The 15,998-nt window shown below is 59.5% G+C and carries 12 protein-coding genes; 3 read left to right on the top strand and 9 right to left on the bottom strand.

Annotated elements, in window-relative coordinates; all coding sequences use genetic code 11:
• Nucleotides 1-61: 61 nt before the first annotated feature.
• Nucleotides 62-1,528, bottom strand: coding sequence for an FAD-dependent oxidoreductase (locus tag ACMCNM_RS14885; RefSeq protein WP_186676828.1), 1,467 nt, complete (start codon nt 1,526-1,528; stop codon nt 62-64).
• Between the two features lie 275 nt (nt 1,529-1,803).
• Nucleotides 1,804-3,180, bottom strand: coding sequence for an oligosaccharide flippase family protein (locus ACMCNM_RS14880; RefSeq protein ID WP_412764755.1), 1,377 nt, complete (start codon nt 3,178-3,180; stop codon nt 1,804-1,806).
• A gap of 94 nt (nt 3,181-3,274) precedes the next feature.
• Here ACMCNM_RS14880 and ACMCNM_RS14875 point away from each other — a divergent pair, with 94 nt between their 5' ends.
• The 3 genes from ACMCNM_RS14875 to galE all read left to right on the top strand — a co-directional run bounded on the left by ACMCNM_RS14875 (nt 3,275) and on the right by galE (nt 8,484).
• Nucleotides 3,275-4,801: an O-antigen ligase family protein gene (locus ACMCNM_RS14875; protein WP_186676824.1), complete on the top strand. Its 1,527-nt coding sequence runs from the start codon at nt 3,275-3,277 to the stop codon at nt 4,799-4,801.
• Nucleotides 4,801-7,407, top strand: a complete 2,607-nt coding sequence (locus ACMCNM_RS14870; protein ID WP_412764754.1) for a cellulase family glycosylhydrolase — start codon at nt 4,801-4,803, stop codon at nt 7,405-7,407. The genes ACMCNM_RS14875 and ACMCNM_RS14870 overlap by 1 nt, the downstream gene beginning before the upstream one ends.
• Nucleotides 7,408-7,515: 108 nt before the next feature.
• On the top strand, nt 7,516-8,484 hold the full coding sequence (gene galE, locus ACMCNM_RS14865; protein WP_412764753.1) for a UDP-glucose 4-epimerase GalE: 969 nt from the start codon (nt 7,516-7,518) through the stop codon (nt 8,482-8,484).
• 135 nt (nt 8,485-8,619) lie between these two features.
• On the opposite strand, the gene ACMCNM_RS14860 is transcribed toward galE, so the two are convergent.
• The 7 genes from ACMCNM_RS14860 to ACMCNM_RS14830 all read right to left on the bottom strand — a co-directional run bounded on the left by ACMCNM_RS14860 (nt 8,620) and on the right by ACMCNM_RS14830 (nt 15,964).
• Nucleotides 8,620-9,426, bottom strand: a complete 807-nt coding sequence (locus tag ACMCNM_RS14860) for a CpsD/CapB family tyrosine-protein kinase (RefSeq protein WP_186676819.1) — start codon at nt 9,424-9,426, stop codon at nt 8,620-8,622.
• An 11-nt stretch (nt 9,427-9,437) separates the two neighbouring features.
• Nucleotides 9,438-10,997: a GumC family protein gene (locus tag ACMCNM_RS14855; RefSeq protein ID WP_099454019.1), complete on the bottom strand. Its 1,560-nt coding sequence runs from the start codon at nt 10,995-10,997 to the stop codon at nt 9,438-9,440.
• Between the two features lie 20 nt (nt 10,998-11,017).
• Nucleotides 11,018-12,133, bottom strand: a complete 1,116-nt coding sequence (locus tag ACMCNM_RS14850) for a hypothetical protein (protein ID WP_085273383.1) — start codon at nt 12,131-12,133, stop codon at nt 11,018-11,020.
• A 23-nt stretch (nt 12,134-12,156) separates the two neighbouring features.
• The gene (locus tag ACMCNM_RS14845; RefSeq protein WP_027596761.1) at nt 12,157-12,714 is read right to left on the bottom strand and encodes a polysaccharide biosynthesis/export family protein; all 558 of its coding nucleotides are present in this window, start codon (nt 12,712-12,714) and stop codon (nt 12,157-12,159) included.
• Between the two features lie 347 nt (nt 12,715-13,061).
• Nucleotides 13,062-13,238 (bottom strand): EPS-associated small membrane protein EppA, encoded by a 177-nt coding sequence (eppA, locus tag ACMCNM_RS14840; protein WP_077068395.1) that lies wholly within the window; start codon nt 13,236-13,238, stop codon nt 13,062-13,064.
• A gap of 409 nt (nt 13,239-13,647) precedes the next feature.
• Complete coding sequence (locus ACMCNM_RS14835; protein WP_186676817.1) at nt 13,648-14,766, bottom strand: glycosyltransferase 61 family protein; 1,119 nt, start codon at nt 14,764-14,766, stop codon at nt 13,648-13,650.
• A gap of 43 nt (nt 14,767-14,809) precedes the next feature.
• Complete coding sequence (locus tag ACMCNM_RS14830) at nt 14,810-15,964, bottom strand: hypothetical protein (RefSeq protein WP_339549159.1); 1,155 nt, start codon at nt 15,962-15,964, stop codon at nt 14,810-14,812.
• Nucleotides 15,965-15,998: the final 34 nt, after the last annotated feature.

Genomic DNA, 15,998 nt, shown 5'->3' with positions numbered 1-15,998 from the left:
GACTTCGGTCTCATTCTTCTTGGTGCTGACCGCATCGCACTCAACCCGTTTACAACGTGCGTTACACCGCGGCACCCGTGGCCGATTTCAACTTTTCATTGAGGTGGTCCGCCAACCTGACGGCAAACTGCAACAACGGCATGGTCGGGTTGGACGCGCCGCCCTTGGCAAAGATACTGCTTCCCGCCACATAGAGATTCTGGGTACCGAACACTTTGCAATTGGCGTCGACCACACCGAACTCAGGTGACGCAGCCATGCGCGTGGTGCCCATGTGATGGGCATGCGGCGCCATCTTCAACGGCACCGATGTGTCGTAGACGAAATCGTTGAGCTTGACGAAGCCCAGGTCCATGTCGGCAAATTGCTTGGCCAGTTCGGTGCCGATGCACTTGATGGTGTGCCTGTCACTTTCGCTCAGTGCCCAATGCACGTTGACCTTGGCCACCCCCAACTCGTCTTTTTCGTCCAGCAGTGAAATGCGGCTTTGCCGGTTGGGAAACTGCTCGATCATGGTGCCGATCACACCGTCGCCCGGGCAGCTGAACTTGGCAAAGAAGGCGATCTTGTCGGCGACGCCCATGTCACAGGCAAGGTTTTCCAGAAAGTGTTTGACCTCGGCCGTGCGGCCATACGTCTGCACGTCCGAGAGCAGTGAAGCGGTGATATTGCCTTTACCGGCCTGGTATTCCTCAACAAAGGCGTCGGTGGTGTAGTACTGACGCATCTGGGTGTCCTGGTCCGACTTCAGGATGAACGTGCCCATGTCGATGTTCAGGTGCTCCATGAAGCAACACCCGGTCAACCCTTCCTTGTTGACGATACCCGCGGCCAACAGGGATTCACTGTTCAGTAACTGCCGGGCATTCTCGATGGCGCCCGTCGCCAGGATGAAGTTTCTGGCCACCACGCGCTGACGATGACGGTCGTAATCGGACACCACCGCAGCCACCACATGGCCCGACGCTTTGTCGAACTCCAGGTCGACGCAGTTGCAATTGATGAACACATCCAGCCCGTGGGTCTCGTTCAGTGCAGTCGCGTACTTCTGCGCAAAGCGCGTTGGAGGGCTCAGCAGGAAGCGGTCGGGTTCGAAGTCATCACCCGCAAGCCCGGTGTTCATCGCGTGAAACTCCGAGCCTGGCGGCAAATCGACGATGTCCATGGCCGCCGCCAGGTAGCCCTCGATCTCCGAGTAGGGGATCGGCCAGCCGGGCAAGTCGCCGGGCGGCGCCACGGCGAAGTCTGAAGGGGTGAACGGCCGGCAGCGCCCTGCCCAGTGGTTGGACGTGCCGCCCAGGTAACGCAGGCGTGTTTCCTCGGCGTACAGTTCGAGCCCCGTCGAGGCGCACTTATACAGCCCTTGCGAGTGCGGCGAATATTCACGCCCACCGCCCTCGGCCAGCAGCACGTTCCAACCCGCAGCTGCCAGCCGCAGGCCCAGGGTAATGCCAGCGGGGCCGGCCCCGATGATGCAAAAATCATAGTCGTCACGCAGCGTTTTCTGCTGCTGATAGTCCTTGATCATGCTGGCTCGTTCCGGAAGTACTGAGAAGGCAACACCCAGCCGTTGATCACCACGAACCCGGGTTTTTCGACGGGTTTGCGTGCAACGTCTGCGGCCACCCCAAACACCGCGCCGCCAACGCCCAGCAGGACACAGCTCTGGAGAAAACCCCTACGACCCAACTGCGGAGTACACAACGTAAGCTTCCCCATGATCCCCAGACCTATCTCGATGAAGTGTTAACAATCAGTCACTCGAACGCCCCCACATTGCACCATCGCCCGCCTCTGGCCTCATCACAGCCATTCGAAGAAACGGGTCGCCAACAGCCCACAGAGTGCCCCCACGGCCACCATCGGCAGTACCACCAACTCGCGTTTGACACTGAAGATATCCAGCTTGCAGTTAACGTAGACCACCAACAGCAGCGTCGGGAAGGTATGCAGGGCCACCCCCCAGATTGCGTAGTCGACACCGCCAATGGCCAGCAGCAGTGGCAACAAGCCCCATAACGAGACTAGCCGGATGATGTTGTCCATGGCCTGGTATTTCGTCAGACCCAGGGCAATCCATATCTGATGTGCCAAGGTATAGCGCAGCGTGAAGAACGACAGCGAAAGAATCGCAAGAATCGTACCCGCCTCGGTGTAGCGCGCGTCGTACATCCAGCCGATCAACAATGGGCTAGCGGTCAGGAACACCCCGCAGGCAAACAGCATCACAAGGTCGACCAGCAACCTGAAACGGTAGTACAGCGCCTTCAGGCGTGCCTTGTCACCTTCCCGAGCGGCTTCGCTGAACGCGGGCAGCGCTACCGAGCCCACCAGTTTCAGCAACCCGGTCTGCACGGACCCGAGGATCAGCACGGCAATCGAGTACACCCCCAACTGCCCCGCTGTCATGCTCGCACCAAACCAGATTCGGTCACCGTACATGGCCAGTACGCCGACCATCGACGACAGCAGGATCCAGCGGCCAAACACGATCAGCTCGGTCAGCGCGCTTCGGTCCCACTGCAGGCGGTTGTTCGGCCCGTCCAGCGCCAGGTGCCCCAGCAAGGTACCCGCCAGGGCACTGACCAGGCCGGCGATCACCAGCGACCAGATCGACCGGGTGAAGTAACCGATCACCAGCATCGCGATCAAACCGACCACTTGCGAGGCCAGGTCCACCAATACCACGCGCTTCTGTTGGAAAGTTCGTACGGCGACATCTATCTTGGTCGATTGGAATCCCCAGATGATGGCCGAAAGGCCGGTCACCGCCAGTACCATCGGCAGCTCGGGGGCGGCGTAAGTGGAGTCCGCCGGCCACAGGTTGGCCAACTGCGCGAACCAGGCGGCGGCGGCCAGCAGCAAGGTCAGGGCAAACAGCACGAAGCCGCGGATGATCTGGACGGTCCAGGCGGTATTGAGAAACTCGGGGTCGTCGCCCCGGTGGCTCTGGATGATGTTCTGGCGCAGGCCAACATCGGACAGCAAGTGCAAAAGTACCGAAACCGTGGTGGCGATGACCATCACACCGAACATTTCCGGCAGCAACAAACGGGCCATGATCAGGTTGCCGCCCAGGCGCATGACCTGTGACGCCACCAGCGACACCAGGTTCCATGACCCGGCCTTCAGTGCGCGCTTGCGCAGGCTCGCGGAGGCTGACACATCAATCGACGGCATGACTTCAATCTCTGACTGATTGGCTAAAAGTCACTATAGTTTCAATTAGCCATGATGCTAGCCGTGCCCACCAAGGGAAAGGTGTCCTTAGCCAATGCCTGAACATTTTCGTGCGTTGATCGTCATTCTGTTTCTGGCAGGCGTCGTTTTTGTCATGGCGCGCCGCCCGGCGACAGACCTCATCCCCTACAGCGACTTCAAGCGCCGGCGTAACCTGTGGTTCGTCCTGACGCTGGTGGCCTTCGCCTCCCACAGCTTCTGGGTGTACGTGGCCGCTGCCGGGCTGATCATGTACATCGCCGGGCGGCGCGAACGCAATGCCATGGCGCTGTTTTTCATGTTGCTGTTCCTGATTCCGCCGGCCTCGGTGCAAATACCTGGGTTTGGCGTGGTCAACTACCTGGTCGACCTCAACCATGTTCGCCTGCTGACGCTGTGCGTGCTGCTGCCGGCGGCGCTGGCCCTGAGCAGGCAAAGCGATACCCTGCGCTTCGGCCGCACCTGGCCCGACAAGCTGCTGGCGGCCAGCCTGGTGCTGATGAGTGTGCTGTACCTGCGTGAAACCACCCTGACCGACACCTTGCGCCAGGCGCTCTACCTGTATGTCGATGTGTTCTTGCCCTACTACGTCGCCAGCCGAGGGCTCAAGGAGATCAGTGATTTCAAGGACGCCATGCTGGCATTCGTACTGGCATCCTTCGTCCTGGCACTGATCGGCTTTGCCGAGTTCGTCCGCCACTGGCTGCTGTACAACGCCCTGATCGATGCCATGGGCGTGCAGTGGAGCATGTCCAGCTACCTGAGCCGTGGTGGCTCGCTACGGGCCAGCGCCACCACCGGGCAGGCAATTGCGCTGGGCTACGTGATGAGTGTGGCCATCGGCCTGTACCTGTTCGTCCAGGGCTATGTGCGCAGCCAGCTGCAGCGGGTGCTCGGCGCCCTGCTGCTGGCTGCCGGGCTTTTCGCGCCGTTGTCCCGCGGCCCCTGGATTGGCGCTGTGGTCATCGTCGTGGTGTTCATTGCCATGGGCAAAGGCGCCATTAAGCGCCTGACCGTGCTTGCCCTCGCCGGCGTACTGGCACTGCCGCTGCTGACCGTGCTGCCTGGGGGCGACAAGGTGCTGGACCTGTTGCCTTTCATCGGCAATATCGAAAAAGAGAACATCACCTACCGGGAACGCTTGATCGACAACTCCTGGATCGTGATCCAACGTAACCCCTTGTTCGGTTCGTTCGACTTCCGTAACACCCCTGAAATGCAGTCGATGATTCAGGGGGAAGGCATTATCGACATCGTCAACACCTACGTCAGCCTGGCCCTGCGGGTCGGGTTGGTTGGGCTCGCGCTGTTCGTGGCATTTTTCGTCACCGTGTTGCTGGGCATCCGCAAGGCCATGCGCGCGTTCCCCGACAAGGATGACGAGCAACGGCAACTGGGCCGGGCGCTGTTGGCGACGCTGGTGGGGATCCTGGTGATCATCTTCACCGTCAGCAGCATCACTATCATCCCCACTGTGTACTGGTCGGTCGCAGGGCTTGGGGTGGCCTACATACAGCGGGTGCGCAGGCTCCGTTCCAGCCAGGCCAGCGACCTTCCCGCTGCCGGCCTTCAAATCAGGTGATGCCCATGAGCCGTTTCCCTTTGCGCCCCTTCATGCGGGTATCCCTGTTCGTTGGCCTGGCCGTCATGTCCCAGGCTGGCTGGGCCTCCGGGTGGGTCGTCAGCGTCGAAGAGCAAAACGGCCTGCCCAGCGTGACACGCGGTGGCGGGCAGGTGATGAAAGCCAAGTTCGACTTCTGGGCGGCTAACTGGAGCTGGACTGGCTTCTACACTGCCATGAAGGTCAATGCGCCCTACAGCTACACCCTGCAGGGCAAGAACAAGCAGTTGGACTTCGACCTGACGGCGGATATCCGCAAGCCGCAAACACAAACCTTGACCTGGGCGTTCGACCTGACCGCACACAGCAGGCAGTCCAACGTGATGGGCGGCGGCATCGTTTTCCAGTTCGACCCGGCCCTGTTCAACGGGGAGATGGGCGCCCCCGTGCTGTTGCCCGACAACCGGGGCTGGTCCTGGGGCAAGGATGCGCAAGGCAGGCGCATCGAGATGCGCTTCGAACCTGCACTGGCGAAAGTGTACTTCGAACCGGGCAGCAATGCCGAGATCCGCGCATTCTTCTACAAAGACCCCATCAGCGCCGGCCAGCAGCAGATCAAGGCGACATTAAACGTGACGGGCGATATCGAGCTGGGCCCAACCCCCACCGAGCGCTTTGGCCTGCAAGACCCCGCGCAGTGGCCCGACGACCAGCTTGACTGGCAAACCTCGCCGGTCGACCTGTCTTTTCTCAACGCTCCCGAGAAACCGGCAGGCAAGCGCGGCTTTGTAAAGGCCTCCGGCGAGCAACTGGCGTTCGAGGACAACACCCCCGTGCGTTTCTGGGGCACTAACCTGTCTGCGTACTCGCTGTTCAAGACGCCAGACGAGGAAATCATCAAACAGGCCAAACGCCTGTCGGCACTGGGTTTCAACCTCGTCCGGCTGCACCACCACGACTCCCCATGGGTCAGCCCGAACGTGTTTGGCGACGGCACCTTGATTCGCGATACCCAGCAGCTCAATGCCGAGTCGCTGCGCAAGATCGACCTGTGGGTCAAAAGCCTCAAGGACGAGGGCATCTACGTCTGGCTCGACATGCACGTACAGCGCGCCCTCACCGCCAATGACAACATCGATGACTTCAAGGAGCTGGCCAAGGGCGAGCCCAGGGTCGACCTTAAAGGCTACGCCTATGTGAACAAGAGCATTCAACAGGCCATGAAACGCTTTATTGAGCAGTACATGACCCATGTGAACCCCTACACCGGCCTAGCCTACAAAGACGACCCGGCCATTGCTGCGGTTTTGATCACCAACGAAAACGACATCACCCAGCACTACGGCAACGCCCTGATGCCGGACAAAAAAGTCCCCGCACATACCAAGCTTTACCAGGAGCAGGCAGACGCCTTCGCCAAGCACAATGACCTGCCCGCAGACCGCACCTGGCGCGCCTGGGAACATGGCCCGTCGAAGCTCTTCTTGAATGATCTGGAACGCCGTTTCGATGTCGAAATGATTACGCACCTGCGCAGTCTGGGGGTCAAGGTACCCATTGCCACCACCAGCACCTGGGGCGGCAATGGCCTGAGCGCGCTGCCCGCGCTGACCTCGGGCGATGTGATCGATGCGCACAGCTACGGCGCCATCGGCCAGCTCGAGAAGAACCCGCTGACCAGCGACGGGATGATCAACTGGATTGCCGCGGCCCAGGTCGTCGGCCTGCCCCTGACGGTCACCGAATGGAACGCTGAACCCTTCCCCCTGCCCGACCGCCATTCGCTGCCCCTGTATGTGGCGGGCACGGCCAGCCACCAAGGCTGGGACGCCATGATGCAATATGCCTATAGTCAGCAGGCCTTCAACAGCGGTTGGCGCACGGCAGACAACTGGCACGCGTACAACGACCCGGCCATGCTGGCCACGCTCCCCGCGGCTGCCCTGCTCTACCGCCGTGCGGACGTGCAGCAAGCCACCACCCGTTACGTCTTCGCGCCAACACCCGCCACCTTGTTCAACCAAGACATCACGCCGCGCAACTCGCTGCTGCTGCGCACCGCCATGGAAAAAGGCAGGCTGCAGATCGCCATGCCGCAGACGCCGGAGTTGCCCTGGTTGAAACCCAGCGTCATCCCGGCCGATGCCCAAGTGCTGCGTGACCCTGCCCAATCGTTGCTGCCCCCTGACGCCAGCGAGTCGGTAACCGATACCGGGGAGCTCAAGCGCAACTGGCAACAAGGCCTCTACACTATCGATACCCCCCTGACCCAGGCGGCGACCGGCTGGCTGGGCGGTCGAACCCTCAACCTTGGGCAGGTCGAGGTACAGGCAAAGACGCCTTATGCCAGTGTCGTCGTGCAGAGCCTGGATGCCAAACCGCTGGGCCAGGCTCGCAGCCTGCTGATCTCACTGGGCACCCGGGCTGTGCCCAAGGTCGACGACAAGACACCGTTCAATGTCGAGCCCTTCGAAGGCACCCTGGCCATCCAGGCGGCGGGCGGTCTGAAACTGTTCGCGCGCGATGCACACGCGCAGCTCAAGGAATTGCCAGTGGCCTACCAGAACGGGCGCTATGTGATCACGTTCGATGGCCAGTACATGTCCAACTGGCTGTTCTTGAAATAGGGCATTTGGCCATCTACAGTCTCAAGAGACCTGTAGCTGATACTCCCACCTGTTCGATTCAGGGACGACCCGCGGCGTCTGTACAACAGCAGAGTCCAGGAGGCACGGATGAAGTTTCTGGTTGTCGGTGGCGCAGGTTATATCGGCTCGCACATGGTCAAGCACTTGCTGGCCGGGGGTCATGATGTGGTGGTGGCGGACCTTGTGTCGCCAGGGCCTGGGGTGCAATGGGCCAAGCTCGACATTGCCGACGAGCCGGCGCTGGATGTGCTGTTCGCCGAGTGCCACTTCGATGCAGTCTTTCACTTCGCATCGTTCATTCAGGTGGGCGAGTCGGTTTGCGCCCCTGGCAAGTACTACCAGAACAACGTAGCGGCCACCCTGACATTGCTGCAGGCGATGGTGAATGCGGGCATCAAGCGGCTGGTGTTTTCCTCCAGCGCAGCCGTTTACGGCAACCCGCTGTATGTGCCCATTGACGAGGCGCATGGCAAGGCACCGATCAACCCCTATGGGCTCAGCAAGTGGATGGTCGAGCAAATTCTCGAGGACTTCGACCGTGCTTACGGGCTGAAGTCGGTGTGCCTGCGCTACTTCAACGCCGCAGGGGCTGACCCTGACGGGGCGCTGGGCGAGCGCCATGAGCCGGAAACTCACCTGATACCGTTGATCCTCCAGGCGGCCGCTGGCAGGCGTGAGGCGGTCACGGTGTTTGGCCGGGATTACGACACCGCCGATGGCACCTGTATTCGTGATTACGTGCATGTCGCCGACCTGGCTTCGGCACATGCGCTGGCAGTGGACTACCTGGTCGCTGGCGGCCCCAGCACGGCGTTCAACCTGGGCAATGGCCTGGGCTTTTCAGTGCAACAAGTGATCGATACCGCCCGCACAGTGACGGGCCGGCAGATCCACACACTCGATGCACCCCGCCGCGCGGGTGACCCGCCCAGGTTGGTGGCGGATGCAGGCAAGGCGATGAATGTGTTGGGCTGGAGGCCAGCGTATGCATCGCTGGAGCAGATCGTGGCGCATGCCTGGGGATGGGAGTTGCAGTACCCGTGGCCTCGGCCGTAATCATGCGGCTATTCACTATTGGGTGTAGGAGCAGCCTTGTGCTGCGAAGAGCCCGGTGAAAACACAGCGAACCTTCGCTGCTGTCACCGGCCTCTTCGCAGCACAAGGCTGCTCCTGCATCCCGATAGTGAATAATCAGTAATAGGTGCGCGGCTTCTCATCCGCCTTGTTCAACACCGTACCAATCAGGTTGACCGTCGCCAGGTGGTGCAGGCATTCCTCGATCTCTTGCTTGCTGTTCATGCCGTTGCCCACGACCAACAACACACAGTCGAACTTGGGCATCACGGTGATTGCATCGTCTGAGCTCAACAGCGGCGGCAAATCGAAGATGCAGATGCGCGACTCATAGCGGCTGCGCAAGTCGCTGATCAGGTTGTTCACCCGCGGGGACGACAGCATTTCGGTAGACATCGGAATAGGCACCCGCGTTGGCAGCACGACAAAACGCGGCAACGTGGGGTTGACCAACACCTCTTCGAGCCCGGCCTGGTCAGACAACAACTCGTTGAGGGCCTTTTCCATCGGCAAGCCCAGGCTGCTGCCGACCTTGGGGCGACGCAGGTCGAAGTCCACCAACAGCGCTGTCTTGGTCGTGTGGTGCGCGATACTCATGGCCAGGTTGATCGCCAGCACCGTCTTGCCCGCCTCGGGTGTTGGCGAGGTGATGGCCAAGGTGCGCCAGCCGTTTTCCTCCATCGCCTGCAGCACCTGCGTGCGCAACAGGTCGATCGGCCCACTCATGTTCGAGTTCTTGTTGAACGCGACAATCCGATTGCGCTCAAGGTGCTCCGCACGCAACGGCACCACCTTGGTCTTCACGTAATCGAATTGCCCTGGCACTTCTGGAGGCTCCGCCCCTTGGGCGGTTTGCGGTGCCTGGGCAGCACCTGGAGAAACTTGATGAATACCATTGCCAACTACCGGCTTGATCCTGTCCATCACTGCTTTCCCTATTCAAACCGCGCCATAGCCTTGAACAGCAACACATCCAACGGCATGTAGAACACGTGCACCAGCACTACCATCATAGCAATCAGCACAAGCACCGCCAGGATCAGCAGGTTGCGCCAGCGTTTACGCTTTGCCAGTTCCGCCTGGGTGGTGATGAAGGGCACCGTCACCAGCACACGCTTGCCCAACACGCTCTCTAGCGCCCCTACACCCCGTACCCGTTGATTGAGCATTTCCAACAGCATCACCAACGCGCCACCGCCTGCCGGTGCCAGCACCAGGCCCAGGGCGGCGATTTTCTTGCGGTTGGGTTTGATCGGCTTTTCGGGCAGCAGCGGTGGCTCCAGCAGCACAAAACGCTCTGCCTTGTTTTCCTGTTCCAGGCTTTCGGTAATTTTCGCGCCCATTTCCTTGGCACGGATTTCTTCGTACTTCTTGCGCGCGTTGTCGTGGTCGCGCATCAAGGTGACCAGGCCACGCTCCACTTGCGGGGCTTCAAGAATCTCCGCCTCGTAGCCTTCCATCTTCTTCACCAACTCACGCTTTTGCTCCGCCAGTGAGGTGATGCGCTCCTGAGCCGCGCCAATCCGCGCACGCACCCGCGCCACATCGAGGCTGACCGACGAGGCAGCCTTGCTGCCGCCGCCGCTGGCTTGCAGGGCATCGATCTTGCGCTTGACCGCAACCACGTCCGGGTGCGCGTCCTTGTATTTGGTCAGCAGCCGGGCGTACTCGGCCTTGAGGCTGGGCAGATCTTGTGGCTGGTCGGCACTGGACGGCCGGGTACCGTCAGCCTTGGTGGTCAAGCCGGCATTGGCCGCCGACAGTTCAAGCTCCAGGTAACGCAGTTCTTCTTGCGCGGTCTTGTAATCGCGGTCGACCTCCCTGAACTCGAGCTCCGAACGCGACAGCATGCTCATGCGCAGCGACTGGTGCTCAGGCAAGGCATTGGCGTGGGCTTGCTTGAAGTCCGCCAGCTGGTTTTCCAGGCTGGCAAGCTCGGCACCCAGCTTGTTGGCTTCCTGGGTTAGGAATTCGGTGGTTTCGTTGGCGCGCTCGGTGCGCTGCTTGAGGTTTTCGTTGAGGAACAGCGTCACCAGTTCGTTGGCGACATCCTTGGCCACCTGGGCTTGCTTGTGCTCGAAGGACACATTGAATGCGACCGTGGCCTCACCCCGCCCTCTGACGAACGTGCTGAGGGTAGCGACCACGATGGCATTGCGCATCTGGTCGATCTTGTCGCTTTCGCTGAGCCGCTTGTCAGCGAACAGGCTGTACTTGTCGATGATCCGCAGCAGGTTCTCGCGGGTCATGACGCGCTGGCGAATAACCTCGATGCGCTCATCGGCAAAGCTGTTGTTGTTCGCCGATACCAGCTCGGGGGAAATCTGTTGCGACTCCACCAGAATGGTCCCGGTGGACTGATAGATCGGTGGCACGCTGACCGCGACCACCACGGTCGCGGCAAGAATGACTACGATACTGATCCCTAATAACAGGGCCCTATCCTTGATGATGGCGATGTAATCTTTAAGGGAAAGCTCGTAGTCAGACTTCATAAAGGCCACCAGGCTGAAGTTCAGAGGTCGGGGTACCTATACGTCAACGTCAAACCAACAATTGTTGCATCCGCAGTGGGTGCATCGTCCTGCCGCCGCTCCTTGTACATCAACGATAGGCGCAGATCCCAAAAAGGCGAAAATTCCCGGCTGGCCCAGACACTGTACATTTGCAGTGTGTTGGGGGTTTGCCCTTTGCTGTCTTGCCAGGTGGCATCGGCGCCGACGCGGGTCAGCTCGTTGACCGCGTAACTGTAGATACCGCGCACCATGTCGAGCTCGGCAAAACCACCCTCCGCGCTGGCGACCGTGCTGCGTTCGGCACTCAAGCTGAGGTCGGAACGCACGCCGGTATACAGCAGCGAAGCCCCGCCCTCCCCGCGCCGACCACCTTCAGAGCCGGACACCTGGTTGACGCCAACGTGCGCATCGGCACTCAGGCGCTCCGAGAACTGATACTTCACCCCAACTGCAGGGGTATAGCTGTTAGAGGCGGTCGCAGTAAGGTCCTGTTCGGGCTCATAGCGCCTCACCCCAAACCGGGTATACACATCGGCCCGCTCGTTCCAGGCGTAGGTCCAGGTTGTCACGTTGCCAAGCTCGTTGTAGCCAGTCAGCGTGTTGATGTCGTAACGCGCTCGGCTGTACTTGGTTTCGTTGGACAATGTGCTGCGCGCGGTTATGGCGCTGCTCCAATTACCCGCCAGCGTATACAGCTTCTGCGTGCCGTCGGTGGTCACCACGCCGGTGTCCTGGACAATGCCAGACAACGTAGAGCTTTCGTTGTACTGGGCCACCAGGCCAAAACGCCCTTTCTCGGTGTCGCGTTGCCAGCCCAGGCTTACATTGGGGTCTTCGCGGTCGTCGACGATGTCCGTGTCTGAAGAGCGCAACACGTGCATGCCAAGACCCAACCGTAATTCGTCGCGGTCGAAGGTACCGACAAGGGTGTAGTCGGGCGCAATGATGGTGCGCGTCACTCCCTTTTCTTCAGACGACAGCAACAACGGGTTGCTGTCGTATTCGACCGAGGTCGGTACCACCACCGATGACTGCCAATTTGCTGCCTGGACCGCGTCCGTAAACGGCAAGACCATGATTGCCGTTGCAATGCTAGTTGTTCTAAGAAGAGGCATTAAGTGTTCTTATTAAGGCAAGATCAAGGAACGACCAGCGTATCGCCAGCCTGAAGTTGAATGTTGGTGGACATGTCACGCCCGGAAACCAGGTCCCTATATCTCACGGGCAGAATCCGTTGGGAAGCCCCCTGGCCGCGAACCACCTTGATGTCGCTTTCGTCAGCGAATTTGTCCAAACCACCCGACATGCTCAAGGCCTGCAATACGGCCGTGGGCCCCGCCATTTGTACGGGCCCTGGCTTGATCACTTTGCCCTGCACGTACACAAGGTTGCCGGCGATGCTTTTGACGACAACACTGACGTTCGGGTCGGGGAGGAATTTTTCGAGTTTGGCAGCGACCTGTTTTTCAACGGCCGTGACATCAAGGCCAGCGACATCGATCCGCCCTGCCAAGGGGAAGGTGATACTGCCATCGGGTAGCACGGTGGCTTCTTGACGCAGGCTCTCCTCTTGCCAGACGGACACCATCACCACATCGCCAGGGCTGAGCCGATAAGCTGCGCTATTTTCGACCGCGTTGCCGGTACCAGACCACAGCATCAGCACGCAAAAAGCGGAACACAATGAACGTACCATGAGGGTCCCTCCGGCCTACTGGCCTGACAAAGAGCACTGAATGAGAACGGCACACCAACTCTCGCTCCACTTCGCAACCGCACTGCCTGCTGCGATGGCCTCATCCTTCCTGGAGGCCCCGTACCTTGACACCTCGACACCCTGCCTGACCCGCCCGCTGCGACACCCTACGGCTAATGGCGATGAGTCGCCACTGGAATATAGCAACAGTTGGAAAATTGACAAGCTGTCAGCGGCTGCGAAGCCATCAACAACAAACCTCAGACGTCAATTTACCGACAGCTCAAAAAAGCCCCGTAATTGATCAACTGTTAAAGCCCCCTATTACCCTTGCCAGGCGAGAACGTTTAAATCTTTCTTCTGTTGGCAACGGCAACAAAACCGATCACTGCAAAGGCGAAGAACCACCCTGCCGTTGCGACAGGAATGACACTGTTTTGATTGACATACGAATCAGCAGCGCGTGCAGCGCCACTTAAAAGCACCAACAAGAAGATTGATTTAATGAACAGTGTCGAGCGCATAACCCCCTCCTATAAAGAGGATAATAAAAATATTTATTGGTGGGTTTAGCGGGAGACTTCCTCGCTGTTGATTTGAGCTTATGGGCACAATGACACTACGTCAATGATCCGACACCATAATAAAATTCAATGAGCAAGGGGTGGCTTCGTCAAAATGCCGTCACACATAAACTGCAGGCGTTTCTTGGTACTGCCAGAGTATGGGCAATTAAGTGTAAGGCGCTGATATAGCAAACATTTCAATGATAGTAGCCGCACAGGCGACCCCGGCGGCTGGCGCTATTGTGATAGCTGATCAATCGAAGACGTGAAGGAGGCAAGCCCTTGCGTTTCATCGCTGAGAAACCAAAAGCTAATGGTTGGCCTTACGAACGAAATCTGGCGCTTTTAGCTGAGGCTTAACAGGTTGCTACACCGGCATCAAATCCAGGGTGCGCTCAACCTCATCGATGTCAATCCTGAACCCATCGCCTTCCGGCATGCCCACCACAAAGCCAAAGTGCTGCTGGTCGCGGTCTGTCAGGTATTTGTAGTAACTGACAAAACGGTTCGGTGGCTGCAACGTCAATACTGAGCCGCCGGCCTGCAGCACGTTCACGCCGTGAACCAGCTGGCTGCCTTCGACCCCAGCCACCACCCTGGCGCCGGCGCACGCCGCGATAATGCTCGGCACGTCGGTTTTCAGCGGGTCGACAATGCGAAAGCCCCTGTGCGTGCGCAGGTGCTCTGCTACGGCCATTTCATTACGCAGGAAGCGCAAGTCGCCGTCGCCACCACGCAATATGAATACACCGGGGTGTGGTTCGTGGGGCACATGCGACAGCAGCTTTTCGCCCATGGCCCGGTAGCGCAAGTGGCGGCTTTGGTTGTTGCTCTGGTCGTCGAACAGCACCAGCTCACGGAAAAACGCGCTGCGCAAACGAAGGGGCTTCATGCCCAGCCAGTCTTCATAAGCCGGCGCCTGGGTAAACAGTGGGTAGCGCGCAGAGGGCGCAGTGGTCACCGGCACGCCCTCGTTGCAGGCCAGGGCATAGGTGACGCAGTCTTCCATCAACCAGGTGCCAAACCAGGAGTTGCCATTTTGCGTGCAGTAGATGGCCGCGCGCTCGATCTCGTGCTCCACCACAACCCGCGGGAAGGTGCTCGGTTTCAAGGATAACCAGTGGCTGGCCTTGCCTTTGTAGAGCGCGCCATCGACCAACCACACGTCCTTGATCAGGTACCCACGGGTAGGGCCCTGCGCCACGCTGAGCCCACCTTCCATCGTGCGGGCGGGATGCACGTAGGGGTAGAAGCGCTTTGCCTCCCACCCCGTCACCCGCTCCAGCTGATTGGGCAAATAGAAGGCGGGCGGGGAAACCGTTGTTTCACCAGGCGCGATATCCCAGCTTTTTGACGCGATGCTTTTCAGGTCGATGGAAGAATTACGTGCAAGCCGCTTTCGCGCCATGTATTTGTATGCGGCGAGGGTCCACTTATGCCGTTTACCGGCAGACGGTGCGCTGAATTTGGAGATATCGCTGCCCATGAAGTGCTCCCCGGAGTGGCGTGGTCACAAGCCTTAGAACGACTCAGTTGGATGTGATCCTTTCCATCGTCGGCGGCGACTGTAAATTGGCGTAACGCGTGCGTAAGGTCTCGATAAACGACTCGCCCGAACGTTTGTCACCATAGAGATAAATCTTGTGCAGGCCGCCAAAGACCATCTCGTGGTACCGGCTGGCGACCTCTTCATCGCTCGGCCCGTCCGGTAAGCCCAGGTGCAGTGTCAATTTGTCGCCTTCAACCGCGAACATTGGCGTTTCCCAAAGAAATTTCGCCGTCCCGGTCTTGGGCAGCCGCACGAACAGGTAGGCGTGGTTGCCCAACGAATCAATGTCGCCACCGCGCCGTCTTTTCCACTTCAGCAAACCGTCATCCGGCCGCGCCAGGCACAGGCCAATGTCGTAATAATCGAAGCCATGTTGCAACGCCCACTCCAGCGCCATGAAGGTGGTGATGGAGTTCACCTCACGCAGTTTTTTCGCATCTGAAAACACCGCTTCGCTATAACCAAAACGCAGGGTGCTCCAGTAGCGCTTGCCACCGCGCGTGACTTCACAACCCAGGTGGCAACCGATCACTTCGTCGCCCAAGGTGATGAGGTCCAGGCGCCCGACGCTCTTGGCAATGCGGAACACATCGTCCGTGGGAAACTGCGCAGCATGAATACCCTGCCTGGCCGTGGCATAGGGGCGCAGCAACTGGCTGTCAGCCATTGCGATTTCTTCATCCGACAGCGTCTGCCTCATCTGATAAAGCGGCCGGTTCTTACGAATGCTACGGCGCAACTCGCTGTCGTAGCGGGCGGTAATGTCATCCAGCGTTCGCCCCAGTGGTACCACGGCACTCAGGTAGTGCGGCACGGACAACGCCCCTGTGGTGGGTATTTCACTCACCACCACCACATGGTTCGACGCGTCTGGCTCTGCACTGCTGCCGGCAACCGGAGCGTTGCCCGGAGCCTTGCCACCAATCAGCAGCTTGGCCATCTCGCGCTGCTGCTTGCGCCCGATGTAGAGGATTTCGTAGGGGCTTTCCTGCTGCAGCCTGAACCTGGCGACCTCCCACCGCCAGACACAGGCTCGGCCAAGCACTTCACGGACTTGGCTGGCAAGCAGCCTGATCTCGTAGCGCGTCGAAGGAGAGATGAGTCTTCGTGCCACCGCTGCCAAGTGCTGTTTCATTCTTCTTCGACGTCCTTTGATGTTGTCTATGGGC

This window comes from Pseudomonas sp. NGC7 (assembly GCF_047159675.1).
GTDB lineage: Bacteria > Pseudomonadota > Gammaproteobacteria > Pseudomonadales > Pseudomonadaceae > Aquipseudomonas > Aquipseudomonas kermanshahensis.
Note: the sequence above shows the minus strand (reverse complement) of the source record. Positions and strands in the feature narration are given on the sequence as shown.

What these genes read in the sequence shown, in the direction of transcription:
- ACMCNM_RS14850 (WP_085273383.1), bottom strand. Translation starts at nt 12,133, where the DNA reads ATGCCTCTTCTTAGAACAACTAGCATTGCAACGGCAATCATGGTCTTG.
- ACMCNM_RS14835 (WP_186676817.1), bottom strand. Translation starts at nt 14,766, where the DNA reads ATGGGCAGCGATATCTCCAAATTCAGCGCACCGTCTGCCGGTAAACGG.
- ACMCNM_RS14855 (WP_099454019.1), bottom strand. Translation starts at nt 10,997, where the DNA reads ATGAAGTCTGACTACGAGCTTTCCCTTAAAGATTACATCGCCATCATC.
- ACMCNM_RS14860 (WP_186676819.1), bottom strand. Translation starts at nt 9,426, where the DNA reads ATGGACAGGATCAAGCCGGTAGTTGGCAATGGTATTCATCAAGTTTCT.
- ACMCNM_RS14830 (WP_339549159.1), bottom strand. Translation starts at nt 15,964, where the DNA reads ATGAAACAGCACTTGGCAGCGGTGGCACGAAGACTCATCTCTCCTTCG.
- eppA (WP_077068395.1), bottom strand. Translation starts at nt 13,238, where the DNA reads ATGCGCTCGACACTGTTCATTAAATCAATCTTCTTGTTGGTGCTTTTA.
- galE (WP_412764753.1), top strand. Translation starts at nt 7,516, where the DNA reads ATGAAGTTTCTGGTTGTCGGTGGCGCAGGTTATATCGGCTCGCACATG.
- ACMCNM_RS14870 (WP_412764754.1), top strand. Translation starts at nt 4,801, where the DNA reads ATGCCCATGAGCCGTTTCCCTTTGCGCCCCTTCATGCGGGTATCCCTG.
- ACMCNM_RS14885 (WP_186676828.1), bottom strand. Translation starts at nt 1,528, where the DNA reads ATGATCAAGGACTATCAGCAGCAGAAAACGCTGCGTGACGACTATGAT.
- ACMCNM_RS14880 (WP_412764755.1), bottom strand. Translation starts at nt 3,180, where the DNA reads ATGCCGTCGATTGATGTGTCAGCCTCCGCGAGCCTGCGCAAGCGCGCA.
- ACMCNM_RS14845 (WP_027596761.1), bottom strand. Translation starts at nt 12,714, where the DNA reads ATGGTACGTTCATTGTGTTCCGCTTTTTGCGTGCTGATGCTGTGGTCT.
- ACMCNM_RS14875 (WP_186676824.1), top strand. Translation starts at nt 3,275, where the DNA reads ATGCCTGAACATTTTCGTGCGTTGATCGTCATTCTGTTTCTGGCAGGC.